At 64.6% G+C, this 15,967-nt stretch carries 15 protein-coding genes and 1 pseudogene; 13 read left to right on the top strand and 3 right to left on the bottom strand.

All coding sequences use genetic code 11. From position 1 onward, the window contains the following. Window positions 1-4: 4 nt before the first annotated feature. The 11 genes from ACH438_RS28485 (at window position 5) to ACH438_RS28435 (ending at window position 12,063) form a co-directional block, all read left to right on the top strand. The gene (locus ACH438_RS28485) at window positions 5-1,612 is read left to right on the top strand and encodes a (2,3-dihydroxybenzoyl)adenylate synthase (RefSeq protein WP_397010577.1); all 1,608 of its coding nucleotides are present in this window, start codon (window positions 5-7) and stop codon (window positions 1,610-1,612) included. Beyond that, on the top strand, window positions 1,609-1,878 hold the full coding sequence (locus tag ACH438_RS28480) for a phosphopantetheine-binding protein (RefSeq protein ID WP_397010575.1): 270 nt from the start codon (window positions 1,609-1,611) through the stop codon (window positions 1,876-1,878). Before ACH438_RS28485 ends, ACH438_RS28480 begins: the two co-directional genes overlap by 4 nt. After that, entirely contained in the window at window positions 1,875-3,299 is a 1,425-nt protein-coding gene (locus ACH438_RS28475) for an AMP nucleosidase (protein WP_397010573.1), read from the top strand. Before ACH438_RS28480 ends, ACH438_RS28475 begins: the two co-directional genes overlap by 4 nt. Continuing rightward, window positions 3,296-4,225, top strand: a complete 930-nt coding sequence (locus ACH438_RS28470; protein WP_397010571.1) for an NADP-dependent oxidoreductase — start codon at window positions 3,296-3,298, stop codon at window positions 4,223-4,225. The genes ACH438_RS28475 and ACH438_RS28470 overlap by 4 nt, the downstream gene beginning before the upstream one ends. A gap of 320 nt (window positions 4,226-4,545) precedes the next feature. Continuing rightward, window positions 4,546-5,691 (top strand): hypothetical protein, encoded by a 1,146-nt coding sequence (locus tag ACH438_RS28465; protein WP_397010569.1) that lies wholly within the window; start codon window positions 4,546-4,548, stop codon window positions 5,689-5,691. A 13-nt stretch (window positions 5,692-5,704) separates the two neighbouring features. Then, window positions 5,705-6,514, top strand: a complete 810-nt coding sequence (locus ACH438_RS28460) for a menaquinone biosynthesis protein (RefSeq protein ID WP_397010567.1) — start codon at window positions 5,705-5,707, stop codon at window positions 6,512-6,514. A gap of 10 nt (window positions 6,515-6,524) precedes the next feature. Then, entirely contained in the window at window positions 6,525-7,946 is a 1,422-nt protein-coding gene (locus tag ACH438_RS28455) for a phenylacetate--CoA ligase family protein (protein WP_397010565.1), read from the top strand. Window positions 7,947-7,949: 3 nt separating this feature from the next. Continuing rightward, the gene (locus ACH438_RS28450) at window positions 7,950-8,171 is read left to right on the top strand and encodes a response regulator transcription factor (protein ID WP_397010563.1); all 222 of its coding nucleotides are present in this window, start codon (window positions 7,950-7,952) and stop codon (window positions 8,169-8,171) included. Window positions 8,172-8,504: 333 nt separating this feature from the next. Continuing rightward, the gene (locus ACH438_RS28445; RefSeq protein ID WP_397010561.1) at window positions 8,505-9,944 is read left to right on the top strand and encodes an NCS2 family permease; all 1,440 of its coding nucleotides are present in this window, start codon (window positions 8,505-8,507) and stop codon (window positions 9,942-9,944) included. A gap of 228 nt (window positions 9,945-10,172) precedes the next feature. Then, on the top strand, window positions 10,173-10,880 hold the full coding sequence (locus ACH438_RS28440; protein ID WP_397010559.1) for a hypothetical protein: 708 nt from the start codon (window positions 10,173-10,175) through the stop codon (window positions 10,878-10,880). A 109-nt stretch (window positions 10,881-10,989) separates the two neighbouring features. After that, window positions 10,990-12,063 carry a GGDEF domain-containing protein gene (locus ACH438_RS28435; RefSeq protein WP_397010556.1) on the top strand — a complete coding sequence of 358 codons (1,074 nt, stop codon included), beginning with the start codon at window positions 10,990-10,992 and terminating at the stop codon, window positions 12,061-12,063. A 9-nt stretch (window positions 12,064-12,072) separates the two neighbouring features. Here ACH438_RS28435 and ACH438_RS28430 read toward each other — a convergent pair whose 3' ends face one another. Together ACH438_RS28430 and ACH438_RS28425 are read right to left on the bottom strand one after the other, a co-directional pair. After that, window positions 12,073-12,531, bottom strand: coding sequence for a hypothetical protein (locus ACH438_RS28430; RefSeq protein WP_397010554.1), 459 nt, complete (start codon window positions 12,529-12,531; stop codon window positions 12,073-12,075). 108 nt (window positions 12,532-12,639) lie between these two features. Then, on the bottom strand, window positions 12,640-13,293 hold the full coding sequence (locus tag ACH438_RS28425; protein WP_397010552.1) for a peroxiredoxin-like family protein: 654 nt from the start codon (window positions 13,291-13,293) through the stop codon (window positions 12,640-12,642). Between the two features lie 104 nt (window positions 13,294-13,397). On the opposite strand from ACH438_RS28425, the gene ACH438_RS28420 reads away from it, so the two are divergent. Together ACH438_RS28420 and ACH438_RS28415 are read left to right on the top strand one after the other, a co-directional pair. After that, window positions 13,398-14,006, top strand: coding sequence for a TetR/AcrR family transcriptional regulator (locus ACH438_RS28420; RefSeq protein WP_397010550.1), 609 nt, complete (start codon window positions 13,398-13,400; stop codon window positions 14,004-14,006). A 45-nt stretch (window positions 14,007-14,051) separates the two neighbouring features. Then, window positions 14,052-15,110: pseudogene (locus ACH438_RS28415) on the top strand (alpha/beta hydrolase family protein). Here the strand turns inward: ACH438_RS28415 and ACH438_RS28410 are convergent. After that, window positions 15,102-15,896 (bottom strand): PaaX family transcriptional regulator C-terminal domain-containing protein, encoded by a 795-nt coding sequence (locus ACH438_RS28410; RefSeq protein ID WP_397010803.1) that lies wholly within the window; start codon window positions 15,894-15,896, stop codon window positions 15,102-15,104. The pseudogene ACH438_RS28415 and the gene ACH438_RS28410 overlap by 9 nt on opposite strands. Window positions 15,897-15,967: the final 71 nt, after the last annotated feature.

Raw genomic sequence — 15,967 nt, 5'->3', positions numbered from 1 at the left:
ACCGATGTTGGCAGGATGCACCCCTTGGCCCGACGAGACCGCCGAACAGTATCGGCAGCAAGGTATCTGGCGCGGCGAGCCGCTCGGCATGCTGCTCACACAGGCGGTCGAACGGGATCGCGACGCCATCGCTCTGGTACATGACGAGCGCCGGATCACTTACGGTGAGCTGGACGACTGGGTGAACCGGCTGGCCGCCGGATTCGCTCACCACGGCATCGCCGCCGGCGAACGAGTGGTGGTGCAGCTGCCCAATACTCCCGAGTTCGTCGCGATCATCTTCGCGTTGATGCGGGTGGACGCGAAGCCGGTGTTCTCACTGATCGCGCACCGGGACACCGAAGTCGACCACCTGGTGCGATTGTCGGGAGCGACCCACTACATCTTCCCGGAAGCGCATCGCGGTTACGACCATCGTGCGCTCGCCGCCCGCATCGGCGCCGGGAACGCGCTGCTCAGAACATTGTTCGTGGTCGGCGAGGCCTTGGGCGACATGGTGGCGGTGGATGCCCTTGCCGGCGCGGACGATTGGACTCCGCCGCCTGTGGACCCCTCGGATGTGGCCTTCTTCCTGCTTTCCGGCGGTACGACGGCGCTGCCGAAACTGATTCCCCGCACCCACGATGACTACGTCTATCAGGTGCGGCAGACCTCCGCCGTGTGCGAACTCGGGAAAACCGATGTCTATCTGACGGCCTTGCCGATCGAATTCAATTTCACCTGGGGCTGTCCCGGCGTCATCGGCATCCTGGCCGCCGGTGGCACAGTCGTCATGGTCGACAATCCGAGTCCTACATTGGGCATGCCCCTGGTCGAACGCGAGCGCGTCACCATCACATCGCTGGTGCCCTCGGCCCTCACCCTGTGGCTGGAAGCCGCCGAGTGGACCCCGTCGGATCTGAGCAGCCTGCGACTTCTGCAGGTCGGCAGCGCGAAGTTGAGCCCCGCCATGGCCGCGCGGGTCACTCCGGCGCTGGGCTGCGACCTGCAGCAGGTTTTCGGGATGGCGGAAGGACTGCTGTGCCTGGTGCGCGCCGACGCGCCGCAAGAAGTGAAGCTGTCCACCCAGGGCCTGGCGATCTCGCCCGCGGACGAGATCCGCATCATGGACGGTGACGAGCTGGTGCCGGAGGGCATGATCGGCGAACTCGTTACTCGCGGGCCCTATACCATTCGCGGCTATTACCAAGCGCCCGAACACAATGCGCGCGCCTTCACGGCCGACGGCTTCTACCGCTCCGGTGATCTCGCCCGCCTGACGCCGGGCGGCGAACTGGTGATCGAAGGCCGGATCAAGGACGTGATCATCCGCGGCGGCGACAAGATCAACGCCGCGGAGATCGAGGAATACCTGCTCGCCGACGACACCGTCACGGCGGCCGCGGTGGTGGGCATGCCGGATGAGCTCTTCGGCGAACGCAGTTGCGCCTTCATCGTGCCGGCGGAGGTCGCCCCCACGCTCGCGCACCTGCGCTCGTCCCTGCATGCGCGCGGCGTGGCCGACTACAAGCTGCCCGACGAGATCCGAATCGTCACGGAGCTGCCGCTGACCCCGCTGGGCAAGATCGACAAGAAGGCGCTGGCCCGCACCGGGGAAGTGGTGCCGTCATGACGAACACTGCCGCTCAGGCCTTTTCGGCGGTGCCGGGCGAGCCCGAACTGCGGGCACTGCTCGCGGAGACCCTGAAACTGAGCGACCCCGCCGACCTCGACCCGGACGCGAATCTCGTGCTGCTGGGCCTGAGCTCGCTGCAGGTGATGCGAATGGTGGGTCTCTGGAACAAGTCCGGAGTGCGCGCGGACGTCGAGGCGCTGACGACGACTCCGACACTCGGATCCTGGCTGGCCTTCTTCGCGAAGCTGGAGCAGGATCGATGATCGCGATGACGGGACCGGAGCAGGTCGAGGAAGTGATCGGCGAGCTGGGCCGCCGCTACCGGACCTCGATCAGCGGTCTGGCCGATGCATTGGACCGGGCCGTCCGCGGGGAAGAACCGTCCGGGGATCCGCATCGGTTCACCTATCCCACACTGAAACTGCACGTCCCCGCCGTCGATCGCTTTGCGGGACCGGAAAGCTTCGGAGTGATCGACGAGCCGGGCGTCTACGAAGGATCTTTCGTCGGCTCGGGCCTGTTCGACGGCTACCTGCGGGAGCAGCTGAACATCCTCGCGTCGAGGTACCGCATCGACGCCGAGGTGACATCGGGCAGCACTCCGATTCCGGTGCAGTATCTTCCCGGCGAAAGACAGCCGGATCTCGCGATCCTCGAGCGGTTTCCGCGCGTCGACATCATGAAGATCGACGATTCGATTGCGGACTCCGGAGTCTCGGCAACGCATCGCAATCGTCCCCTCTTCCTCTTCGAGCCGCTCCGCGTGGAGCTCGCACTGCGCCGCCTGCAGCACTACACGGGCTCGGAGCCGGAGGACTTTCAAGACTTCGTCATCTTCACCAACTACCGGTTCCACCTCGAGTGCTTCCTGGAATACGCCGCAGCACTCAGCGAGAACGGCGGCAATGACACCTCCGGTCTCGCACACTACGAGTCGATAACCGGACCCGGCGGGTGGTCCGCCAGGCTGGACAAAGGCCCGGTCGCGCTTTCGGAGTTCCTGCGCGAATTCCGGGACAGCAGCGGGCGTCAGCAGATGCCCGCCTGGCATATGAAGTCCGATCGCGCCGGAATCACCATCATCGATATCGGCGTCGGTCCCAGCAATGCCAAGACCATCACCGACTGCCTGGCCGTACTGCGCCCGCACTGCTGGCTCATGATCGGGCACTGCGCCGGCCTGGACCACCGGATGCGGATCGGCGACCTCATCCTGCCGAACTCGTACCTGCGCCGGGACCACGTCCTCGATCGATACGTGGCCACCGATACCCCGATCCCCGCCATCGCCGAGGTACAGGCCGCCCTCGAGTTCGGCATCGAATCTCCGGCACGCACCGGCACCGTCATGACCACCGCCGACCGGAACTGGGAATGGCAGCCGGCCGGCGATATCGACAAACTGTTCGCCGCCGTCGCGGTACTCGGCGTGGACATGGAATCGGCGACCATCGCCGCCAATGGCTACCGGTACCGGGTGCCGTACGGCTCCCTGTTGTCCATCTCGGATATGCCGCTGCACAACCAGCCCAAGCTGCCGAGCTCCGCGCGAGAGTTCTACCTGAAATCGAAATTCGACCATCTGCGGGCCGCCATCGTCGCGTGCCAGAAGATGGCGGAGAACAAGAACCGCATGCACAGCAGGAAGCTGCGCAGGATCGTGAACGAGGTCCCTTTTCGATGAAAGCAATCGTCCAGAGCGAGTTCGGTGACCCTGCCGTGCTGCGAGTCGTGGAAGTCGGTGATCCGCACCTGATTCCGACCGAGGTACTGGTCCGCGTCCGATCCATCGGCCTGAATCCCGTCGAGTTCTACATCCGCAGCGGCGATTTCAAGATGCTCGGCGAACCACCGTTCACGCTGGGCTGGGACGTCGCGGGGACCGTCGAAGCCGTGTCTCCCGGGGTTTCCCGGTTCCAGGTCGGAGACGAAGTATTCGGCATGCCGTTCTTCCCCCGCGCCGCCAACGGCTACGCCGAACTGGTGGCCACCCCGGCGCGGCAACTGGCCCGGAAGCCCGCCAACCTGACCTTCCAGGAAGCCGCCGCCCTGCCCCTGGCCGGACTCACGGCCTGGCAGAGCCTCGTCGACGGAGCGGGAATCGAAGCGGGACAACGGGTTCTGATTCACGGTGCGGGCGGTGGCGTCGGACATCTGGCGGTCCAGATCGCCAAGCACTTCGGCGCGTACGTGGTGGGCACCGCGAGCGAGTTCAAGCACGAGTGGCTCCGCGGCCTGGGGATCGACGAGGTGATCGACTATCGCACAAAGGATTTCAGGCAGGCCGTCTCTGACATCGACGTCGCGCTCGATTGTGTCGGCGCCGTGACCGCCCGGGCCTCGATCGAGGTCTTGAAACCAGGAGGCACCCTGGCCACCGTTGTCGCCAGCTACGATACCGCCCTGGCGAACGCCGTGACCGACAGCGGCCGCCGCTTCGTCGGCATCGTGGTCGAGCCCGACCGCTACGCCCTGGAGCAACTCGCTGCGCTCGCCGAGTCGGGCCGGCTGAAAGTTCATGTGGAGCAGGACTTCCCGTTCGAGGATGTGGCCAAGGCCCACGAGATCCTGCAGCGCGTCCCGAAGGGCAAAATCGTGCTCTCCGTTTGATATATATTTCTGCGCTCGACCATCCGCGCATGCGAGCATGATCCGAAATCGGATTGTGTTCGCATGCGCGGTTTTTTGTCTGCGCCGGCGTCGTAAATGCGTAAATTTATTTGCGGAAAACATCCCCGAGCACGGCTGGTTGAACCTACAATGTCGTGTATTGATCGGGTTGTAGGATAACAACAGGCGCCGGGTTTTATTCGGCCTCCGGTGTAGAGGTTCCTCCAACTTTCCCTGAATGATATTGACCGGTACGAGACGTGATCGATACCGTCAGGTGACGGAAATCTCCATCGCTAATGCGGAAGCCGGCCACAAACATGCAGAAGACTATCAACGGCGTGGCAAATCTCGTTTACCGTAAAATCGGGGTTGAGCAGGGTTACGTTGATACTTTAGATCTCGTTGAATACTGGAGAGAAGATGTCCAGAAACTCAGCCACCTGATCAAGGGTGCTCGACTGGATGAGATTCGGAATCTCGCATGCCAGTGTTTCGTCAATACCGTGCGTATCGCACAGGAATATCACATCGCGTTCGGACCGCATTACAAGGCCGCAGTCAGCAGCCGAACCGACTCGGCGGGAAAGGATGAGAGGCTACTCGCTATTTCCGCCGGCCTGGTTGCCCACACCGAAGAGCTGCTCGCCGCTCTGGGTTGGTATCTCCATGGCGTCGGTGCGGAACCGAGTCAGTCCATCGCCCGCTCGGCGGTATCCATACAGAACGTCCTGATAGAGCTGGGCGAAGTCCTCGAGTTCGATTTCAGCACGTCGTTGATCGAATTCATCTCCACCGAATCGGATAACACTCACAGGCGTGGTCCCGCACGCATCTCCTCGCTGACCACCGACCAGTCCCTGCGGCTGTTCCATCAAATCAAGAATCAATCGGTCTGTGTCTTCGCGAAGGCCTCCACCGCGTGGGGAATCACCTTCTCGGGCACTGTCGGCAATGATCTCGAGGAATGGGTGGACCGTACCACCCGGGCACTGGATTATCTGTCCAGGGTCACTCAGTTCGAATCCGTGGACGCACTGCTGTGCATGTTTCCCGGCGACATAGGGGAGACGCTCCCCGTGCTCTCCGAGGCCGCACGGCTCTTCCTGGGTGGGATATTGAACAACGACCCCGGCAACGAGGGCCGACTCGATAATGTCCACGAACGAAACTGGAGATTCCGGATCTCCGGCATGACGTATTTCATCCAGGTGTTCGCACCGTGCTACGACAGCAATAACACTCGTTTCACCTTCGGGTCCGACAAGGTGTTCATCCAATTCATTTCGGAGTCGGCCTTCCATCGCGCGGTAGATCGCGATCGATGGCAGCATCCGAGAAATCTGATCCGCGAATCGGCCGCGCTGAGCGGCCGGCCCTACGACGTCCACGACAGGGAAGCGGACACCTTCGTACACAACCTGCGGGCCAAGATGCCACCGGTTCGGTGGTATGAACCAAGATAGAAATGAAGCACGTATGAGGCTGGGAAATTTCTCTTTCCTGAACTGTGTTCCCGTGCGCTGGGGGCTGGCGCACACCAATTCTCACGAAAAACTCGAACTGACCTCGGGCACGCCGACCGCCCTGGCCGCGGACCTCCTCGCCGGAAGAATCGACGTCGGCCCGGTGAGCCTCGTCGAATACCTGCAGAATACGGACAGCCTGGAACTACTGCCCGGCGGTTTCTCGATCAGCAGCCACGGCCCGATACTCTCGTGTCACCTCGTCTCCAGAACCGAATCGGCCGGCCTCGATGGCGCCGTAGTCGCATTATCGAATGGGAGCCGAACCACCACTCTGATGGCTCAGCTGCTCTTGGAAGACGTCATGGGCGTCGAGCCCGTATACCGCTCGGCGCCACAGAATTTGAGCCGGATGCTGGCTGCGGCGGATGCCGCGGTGATCATCGGTGACGAGGCCTTGCAGCTGTACGACACCAGCCCGGCTGACCTGCAGATGATGGATATCGGCGAGTCCTGGCACCGCTGGACCGGCCTGCCGACCGTATTCGCGGTCTGGGTGGTGCGCCGAGAGTTCAAGTCCGCCAACCCCGGACAGGTCTCGGCCGCGGCGGAGATATTGCGTAATGCTTTCGAGCTGGCGGGAGCGCATCCGGAGTCGGTCATCGACCAGGCGTGCGCGGAGTCGGCCCGGAACCCGGCCGGACGAGTATCCGAACAGACTCTCCGCGAGTACTACAAGACGATCGACTATTCACTGGGCGAGCAGCAACTGGCAGCGATCAGCGAATTCGCGCACCTCGCCCGTGGACGTTTCGAAAGGTGATCGAGTAACCATGTACACGATTTTCGACGAGGAACTCGATCGTGCCGCTCGGGCGATACGAGACCGGCACCGCGCATACGCGGCAGGGGAGATGGCGGACGAAGAACTCGCGGCCCTGCGCCTCGACGCCTTCCGGAACGTCGTCGCCTACGCCAAGCAGCATTCCCCGTTCTATCAGCGGCATCTGGCGGACGTGGAACCCACCGCGATCACTTCGCTGGACCCGCAAGACCTTCGCCGTTTGCCGTTCACCACCAAAGAGCACCTGCGCAACGACCATTACTCGATCTCTTCGTTGCCCCTGTATCAGGCGTGGGTCCTGTACAAGACATCGGGAACGACCGGCCGGAGCACGCTCTGCCCGCGCAACAACATCGACTCCCTGAACAACACGATCGCGCTGACCGTGTACTACGACACCATCTTCCGGCAATTCGGCGACGAACAGGTCATCGGGATCTGCGGCCCCTCCGAACTGCACGCCTTCGGTGACACCTTCGGCGAGGTGTGCCGCAATCTCGGAATCACCGGCGTGAAGATGTGGCCGCACTCCCCGATGGTCGGATACGACAAGGCATTGGAAGTATTGCGCACGGTGCCTCTCACCGGGCTTTTCGCCACCCCCGGCATGGCTCTCACGCTGGCGAAGAAGGCCCAGGCCGCCGGCCTGGATCCCAAGCGCGATTTCCGGCTCCAGGTGATCATGTGCTCGGGCGAACTCGCGTCGCCGAGCCTGCTGGAAAACATCGGAGAGATCTGGGGCGCAAAGGTTTACAACTGTCTCTACGCCTCCCAGGAAACCTCGGTCATGGCCGCGTCAGGCGCAGACGGTGAGCTCTGTACCGCGCCCCTTCTCAACCTTTACGAAGTCATCGAGCCCGAAAGCGGGAATCCGGTCGTTCCCGGAGCCGACGGAGTACTGCAGGGCGAGCTCGTCGTGACATCCCTTTACCAGGGCAGCAAGCCTCTCATCCGCTACCGCACCGGGGATCTCGTCCGGCTCCGGGAATCGGCGACCGGTTCCTCGTTACCGGGGCAAACTCTCGAAGTGCTGGGCCGGACCCGCGATATCCTCCGCATCGGAGCCGAGTACATCAGTGGCTACGACCTGGAAGAACTGCTGCTCATCTGCCCGCGCGGCTATTTGGACTATCAGATAGTCATCGACGCGGATGCGGGCGATGATCACCTGACCCTGCGGCTGCATCTGCCCGATGACACTGCGGGCGTTTACGTTCCGGATGATCGAATGGTCGAGCTGGTCCGCAACGAATTGGCTGTGCCCCTGAACATCGAATACGGCCCGATCGGCAATATCACCGAAACCGGTGCGGTAGTGAGCTGGAAGGCCGCCCGCGTGGTGGATCTCCGCCAGGACGGACCGGATACCGAGGTGGCCACCGCTACCGCAATCGCAGCACAGCGGCTCTAGCCTATGTCCGCGACACTCACGCGCCGTGAGCAGATAATCGTGGCCTTCGCGGCACAGGGCATGTTGAACCGCGAGATCGCCGAGAGATTGTTCCTCTCCATCCGGACCGTCGAAAACCATCTGCAGCGCAGCTACACGAAACTCGGCATCCACAGCCGGCACGAACTCCGCGCCGCCCGCCGTGCCGCCGAGGTCTGTGGTTCGTCCGAAGCCGTTTGGAGGTAACTACAAATCGCAGGTTGTGTGCCAGCTCACACTTCGGAGTTCTGTTCATGGCAACGGCAGGCGTCCAACAGATGTACTCGTCTCGACAACTCAGTACCACGACCACCCCGGCCCGTCGTCTCCGTGATCCGTGACGACATTCGGGCGATCGGTGGGTCCGGGCACCACGACCGTGTGCCCGCCCGACCGGACGAAAAGTTTCAAAGCTGTTGATCAACAGGCGGTTCGACCACGCTCCGGCGGAGCGAGAACCCCACAACTGCACTACCGAACCCCAGGTCCGTCAGTATTGAACGGACCGTAAGGTCGGGTGCGCCCTGAGGAGGGCACACAGTGACCCAGGTACAAGAACGTACTTCGACCGTTCCCGAGACCGGGAACGGTCCGCTCGAGCGTTTCTTCAAGATTCGCGAGCGGGGCTCGTCGATCTCTCGTGAAATCCGTGGCGGCTTCACCACGTTCTTCGCGATGGCCTACACCGTTCTACTGATTCCGCTCATGCTGAGCGGGGCCACCGATGTGAACGGTGCTCATCTCAACCTCGCGGAAATGACCACCGCGACGGCCCTGGCGGCCGGCCTGACCACCATTCTGATGGGCCTCGTGGGCAACGTGCCGCTGGCACTCGCCGCCGGCCTGGCCGTCGTGCCCGTGGTGGCATACCAGGCCGCACCGCACATGACCTGGCCGCAGGCGCTGGGCCTGGTGGTCCTGATGGGCATCATCATCTGCATCATTTCGGCCACCGGCCTGCGGACGATGATCATCAACGCCATTCCGCTGGTGATGAAGAACGCCATCGGTGTCGGTATCGGCATGTTCATCGCCATCGTCGGCCTGGTGTCGGCCGGTGTCGTCGGCCACGGCGCGGCGAGTGGCCCGCCGGTCACCCTCGGTGTCGACGGCCACCTGTCGGGCTGGCCGGTCGTGGTCTTCGCGTTCAGCCTGTTGCTCATGCTGGTGCTCTTCATCCGTAAGGTGCCCGGCGCGATCCTGATCAGCATCATCGTGTCCACGATCTTCGCGATCATCATCAACAAGATCTTCACGGTGCCCGCGAGCGCCTGGGGCATGGCGGTGCCCAAGGCTCCGTCGAGCTGGGTCTCGGCCCCGCACTTCGGTGCGCTCGGTCACGTCGACCTGTTCGGTGGCTTCGGCCACGGCAATGCCGTCACCGCGATCGTGGTGCTGTTCACGCTGGTCCTGACCGGATTCTTCGACGCCGTGGGTACGGTCTTCGGAGTGTGTGACGAGGCCGGACTCGTCGACGAGAACGGGCAGATGCCCGGCATGGGCAAGGTCCTGACCATGGAAGGCGCCGCGCAGGTCATCGGCGGTCTGACCGGGGGTTCGGGCGCGACGGTGTATGTCGAGTCGGCGACGGGCGTCGGTGAGGGTTCCCGTACCGGTCTCTCCAGCATCGTGACGGGCGGCTTGTTCAGCCTGGCCATCTTCCTCACGCCGATCGCCGGTGTGGTGCCGATCCAGGCCGCGGCGCCCGCCCTGGTCCTCGTCGGCGCACTGATGATGACGCAGGCCCGCAAGATCGACTGGAGTGATCTCGAGATCGCCATCCCGGCGTTCGTGACGATCGCATTGATGCCGTTCACCTACTCGATCACCAACGGCGTCGGCGCCGGCCTGATGGCGTACACGATCATCAAGGTCGCCCTCGGCAAGTTCAAGGAAATCCACTGGCTGGTCTGGGTCGTGAGCGCGGTGTTCCTCGCCTACTTCGCGGTCGACGGCATCGAACTGCTCTTCAACAAGTAGGACCGATCCAGCGCGAGCCGACCGGGCAGCGCACCTCGGCCGCCGGAAGCGGCCGCTGGCGGTCGGCAATGAGGGGACCGTCATAGGCAGCGCCTCGGGCGTCTGCGTCGCAGGTCTTCCCGGTCGGCTCGCGTGCAGCACCATCGAAAAGGATCGACGGCAGGGCCGGCATGCCGGAGTTCGGCCCTGCCGGCACCGCCGATCCGCGAAGCTCGCAGGAGAGCCGGTATGCCCGCTTTCAGCACTGTCTATCTCCCCGACACCACCGCGCTGCTCGTTCCGATGGGCGCCACCAGCATCGACGTGACCGTCAGGCGCGTCACCTACCACCCGGTCGAGATGCCGGGCGGGTCCAGCTACTCGGTGCAGGAAGCCCGCGCGAGCTTCGCCCGGGTATCGCCGCGGGATTGGAACCCCTACACCACCTTCGAGCCCGGCGACCCGGCCAAAGGCACTTTCGCGGTGGATGTGCTCGCCGATGTCGGCCCGGCCGAGGGTGATTCGATCACCCAGGCCGTCTTTCCGGGCGGCTCGAGCGACGACGTCACCGTCACCATCTCGGTACCCGGGCAACCGGCCCACCTCCTCGATCCCCGCCAGGATCGCCCCTTCGACGTGCTGATCGGGCGGGTATGGCTGGCCAACCCGCGTTTTCTCGACGACGAGCACGAGGACGAGCGCGCCTATCTCGGGAATCCCGCCGGGTCGATCGACAAGCACGTGGCCGATTCCACCGGTGAGATGAATCCCGCCGCCCCCCGCTACCCGTTCGGCCATGAACGGATCAGCCGATACGTGCTCTTCAGCGCGAGGAACTCGCAGGAACCCGACCGCACTCTCCGGGCCCTCCAGCAGCGGCTCGGCGCCGACGGCCCGCGCTGGAATGCCGCGGATCTGCTCGCCCAGATCCCCAACCTGTGGGCGGGCGAACTGTAGCTGTGACAGCGGACACAGTCGGCTTCGACTGGTTGCGTCGGCTGGATAGGATTGCCGAACTGTTGCTATTACTACTGTTCACAGCAAGGGTGGCGAAGAGGTAGTTCTCATGGGGCGTCCACGGGACATGGTGCGCAGGTGGTGGCGCGATCCGGTGAACTACTCGTGGCTGATCTCCATGCTCGAGGCGCATTCGGTCTACGGCCTGGTGCGGGCCGTGGCGGTCTGCGCGGGGATGCTGGTGCTCGGGGTGGTGGTGGCGACGTTCATGTCGGCCGGCGGGCCGAGTGGCGTTGTCGCACAATCGGTTTTCGCCGGGCTCATCGTGCTCAATCTGCTGTGGATGCTCCGCTGGTATCTGCGGCCACCGCCGAGCGCGGCGGAATCCCTGGCCACCCTCGTGGTGGTGGACGTGATGACCACCCTCGGCTGCCTGATGTGCGGAAATCGGCTCTACATAGCGACTTCCGTGGTGCTGCTGGTGCTGGTCGGAGTCTTCCTCTCGTTCTTCCACGGACCGCGGTCACTGGCCGCGCACGCCGGCTGGTCGGTCTTCTCCGCCACGTTGTACGCGCTGGTCGCGGCACGCGGCGATCCCGACGCCGATACCGCCTGGGTCATCGCATTGATCGCGGTGATGGTGGTGGCGGTGGTCGTCATCCTGCCCACGGTCCAATTCAGTTACTGGCTGCTGCGGATGGACTCGTTCACCGATCCGCTGACCCGGCTGCTCAACCGGCGCGGCCTGGACTACTACCTGTCCGAATGGTTCGCGCGGCAGCGCGGAAAACCCATGTGCCTCATGGTCGTCGACCTGGACAACTTCAAGCGGATCAATGACCTGCTCGGACATCCGGCGGGCGATGCCGTCCTCGTCCGGGTGGCCGACCGGCTGCGGGCGCACGTCGCGCCCAGCGATATCGTCGCGCGCATCGGCGGCGAGGAATTCGTGGTCGTCCGGCGGCTGAATCGGCCGCAATCGGTCACCGCGGCCGAGCGGGTACGGCACGCGGTGGAAGTCATGGAGCAACTGCCGGTTCCGGTCACCGTGAGCGTGGGCGTCGCCACGCTGGACGGTGGCCGGCCGGCGGTGGAAGATCTGCTGCATTGCGCCGATGCCGCGATGTACGAGGCAAAACGGCTGGGGCGCAACCGAATCGTCATGGCCACCGCGGACATCTGAACGGAAACGTCAGGGCATGAAGATCGCGGACAGGAGGAGATAGGTGCTGTCGGTATTGCCCTGCGCGTCGGTGGTCGAATTCTCGAGAATGTTCAGCTGAATCGAATGACCGCTCGCCGGGCCGTCGGTAATGCCCCACAGGTTCCCGCCGCCACCGGTCGCCGTGCTGACACTGCCGTCCGACCAGGCGAATCGGGCCGAGCCGGGTCCGCCGCCCCACGGGATCTCGTAGCTGACCTGCACGGCGTCGATACCCGGGAGCAGCGGACTATCGCAGATCCAGAGATTGCCCTCGGAATGCACGTTCTGACCCGCGCTGCCGGTACCGGGCACCAGCCAGCTGCTCACCTGACTGCCTTGATAACAGCCACCATCACCCGGTGGCTCGGCACTGCCCGGTAGTGCCAGCGCCATCGACGCCGCCATTCCGCACAGTGCGCCTGCCAGGGTGAATCGCTGAACGGACAACGGAAAACCTCTCGTCGATGAAAGGAAAAACGACGCATGATCCGGAACAACGAGAGATGTTAGTTCGCCGATAAGTAGCTGTGTGGGATGCGGCGGCCCGGCATCGAATTATCGGCCGGAAAGGGCGGCGATGATCTCGGGGACTTCGGTGCGGGCGGTGTAATCGGGTTGGATGTCGGCGAAACGCACGGTGCGGTCCGGGTCGACGATGAGGACGGTCGGCCGCGGCAAACGGGTCGAGCCTTCGGCATTGACCTGGGACAGGTCCAGGCCGAGTGCGCGCTGCGCGGCGAGCACGTCATCGGCCTGCTGGAAGGTGATCCCGAGGCGTTCGGCCACGCGGCTACCGGGATCGGACAGCACCGTGAATTCGAGTGCGGCTTTCTCTGCGGTGGAGAGGGATTCGTCGGGGGACTGCGGGCTGATGGCGACCAGGCGGGCGCCGAACGCGTCCAGTTGCGGCAGGAGTTCCTGCTGGTAGGTGCGCAAGGCGATATTGCAGTAGGGGCACCAGCCGCCGCGGTAGAAGACGATGACGGCCGGGCCGGTGGCGACGAGTTCGTCGAGGCTGACCGGTTTGCCGGTGGCGTCGTCGAGGGTGAAGGGTTCGAGCCGCTGTCCGGCCCGTACGGCGTCGGCGGGGACGCCGTCGTGCAGGAATACCTGGATGCTGCGGTCGAACGTGGCGAGCACGTCGGCGGGAAGCTGTTCGGCGGCAGCCGCTTTCAGCTGGTCGGACCGCTCGCGAATGCTGGGGGACATCGGACCTCCACGGGTCTGATCGGGTCTAGTGGACTGTATAGTCCAATAACAGGGCACCACGACCGAGACTGGACTGTCAAGTCCAATCTGTGAATACTGGGCGCATGGGAACACTGCCGACCACGGAGCGAGGACGACGCACTCGCCGGCGCATCGTCGCCGCCGCACTCGAGGTGGTGGGCGAGAACGGCGCTCCGGCAACGAGTCTGGACGAGGTCGGTGCCCGCGCGCCCGCCTCGCGCAGCCAGCTCTACCACTACTTCGAGGACAAGAACGACCTCCTGCGCGCCGTCGCCGAGGCCACCAACGACGCCGTGCTCGAACCACAGCAGGAGCTTTTCGACGGGCTCGGCACCATGGCCGGATTGCGGCGCTGGGCCGACGCCTTGGTCGCACTCCAGGAGGAACGCGGCGGCAAGGGGGGTTGTCCCATCGCCAACCTGCTCGGGCAGGTCGGGGAGCGCGACGACGATATGCGGGCCGTGCTGGCGACCGGCTTCGACCGCTGGGAGGCGTCCATCCGGGGCGGTCTCGCCGCCATGGCCGCGTCGGGTGAATTGCGCCCGGGCGCCGATGTCGACCTGCTGGCCACGTCCACGCTGGCCAGCCTGCAAGGCGGCCTGGTGCTCACGCAGGCGCGCCGGGATCCGCGGGCGCTGCGCCAGGCCCTCGACGGCGCGCTGGCCCTCATCGGCAGCTACCGGACGGTCTGAGAAATCTATCGAATCTAGAACGATCGTCGGTGATATGATCGGTTCATGACTTGCTTGGACGCAGCCGGCACGCGCACGCCGCGACGGTGGTTGCGGCGCACTCTGATCGCGGTGGGGTGCGTGATGGCCTTGCTCGCGGGTGCCGGGGATGGGTGATCTATGCCAACAGCTTCGACATCCGTGAAGAGCAGCTGACCATCCCCGGCGGCGCGCAGCCGCTGAAAGCCACACTGGCGCTGCCCAAGTCGGGAAACGGGCCCTTCGGGCTGGTCGTCTTCGTGCACGGTGACGGGCCCGCGAACGCCACCCGGGACTCGTTCTACGAACCCATCTGGGAGTCGTTCGCCAAGGCGGGGTACGCGTCACTGTCCTGGAACAAGCCGGGAATCGAAGGGGCGCCGGGGAATTGGCTCGATCAGAGCATGCACGATCGGGCGGTCGAGGCGGAGACGGCCATTGCCTGGGCTCGGCAGCGCAGCGATATCGATCCGCATCGGATCCGGGATGTGGGGGATCAGTCAGGGCGGCTGGGTCGTGCCCGAAGTGGCGGCGACGCTGCCCGATCTGCAGTTCGTGATACTCGTCGGCGCGGCGGTGAACTGGCTGCGGCAGGGCGAATACAACCTGGTCGCCGAGATGCGGCACCGCGGCGCCGCCGATATCGCCAGCGCGGTGGACCGGCACAATGCCGGGGTGCGGCTGCTGCGCGACAATGCCGACTACGCGGGATATCTTGCCGCCCGGAAAGATTCGGATCCGATGACGGCGGATCGCTGGAACTTCGTCCGGAAGAACTACCTCTCGGATGTGACCGTAACGCTGCCGCAGGTCGAGGTGCCGGTGCTGCTCGTCGTGGGCGGCGAAGACCTCAATGTCGACGTCGATGAGACCGAGCGGGTGTACCGGGAACTACTACCGCCGCAACAGCTCACCGTGCGACGGTATCCGGGCGCTTCACACAGCATCGTCAAGGCCGGCCTGGACAACGATCGGGATTGGCGTTCGACCGCCGTGGCGCTGTTCGCGCCGCGCTCGCTGTATGCGCCCGGCTATCTCGAGTACCTGCGCGATTACGTCGAGAGGCAGCCGCCGCGCTCACCCTAGAACTGGCGAATACCAGCGGAACAACCTGATGGATTGCGCAGCATCGGTTTTCGTGAGTTCCGCCCAGCAGGCCGCGGCGGCCGCGCGCGCGGCGGTCCCGATCCACGGCTGGGGGAGTAGCTGTGGCGGGAGCAGGGGATCCGGCTCGTTGGCGTGGGTGAATTCGGCGGCCAGGGCGATGGCGATGGTCAGTCGACGGATGTGCGAGGCGGTCCGCAGTTCCGGCAGATATCGTTCGGCGGCGGCGAGCAGGCGCCGATGGCCGTCCGCGATCCGATCGAGCGGCCACAGGTGCCCGGCGAGATCACGCCCGGCGGTGAGTCCGCCGATGGTCAGGTCGGTGCTGGTGAGAGTGGTGACATGGTCGTCGACGCCGAGACCTGCGGCGGCGGAACGGATTCGGTCCTCCCACGGGTTCGCCGACACGTAGAGGCCGCCCTGAATCGGTGCGCCGCCGAGCCGGAGGATGGTGTCGCGCATGGCATCTCGCGCCTGCCGCACCGACTCCGGCACGCCGAACGCGGCCAGATGCCACCGCCCATCCCATGCGGCCTGGCCCCGGTCCTGCGCGTACATGTAGCGGAGGAAGTCGAGATCGGGTTCGATGGCGCTGCGGGTCGGTTCGGTCGCGCGGAGTATCGCTTGCCGGCCGCGGCCGTCCTGGGTGAACCGGCCCTCCGCGACCAGCCGCTTGATGCACAGCCGGACCTGCTGGTCGCTCATGCCGAGGGCCGCGGCGACGTCGTACAGTTCGCCGGCGTCGATGGTCGCGTCCTCGCGGATCATGCTCTCGACGAGGGTGCGGGTGGGTATCTCCGAGTTGTCGTCCACTGTGCACCTCGCCTGCTCTGCCGACC

It is taken from the genome of Nocardia sp. NPDC020380 (assembly GCF_044386975.1).
In the GTDB taxonomy this organism is placed as follows: domain Bacteria; phylum Actinomycetota; class Actinomycetes; order Mycobacteriales; family Mycobacteriaceae; genus Nocardia.
Note: the sequence above shows the minus strand (reverse complement) of the source record. Positions and strands in the feature narration are given on the sequence as shown.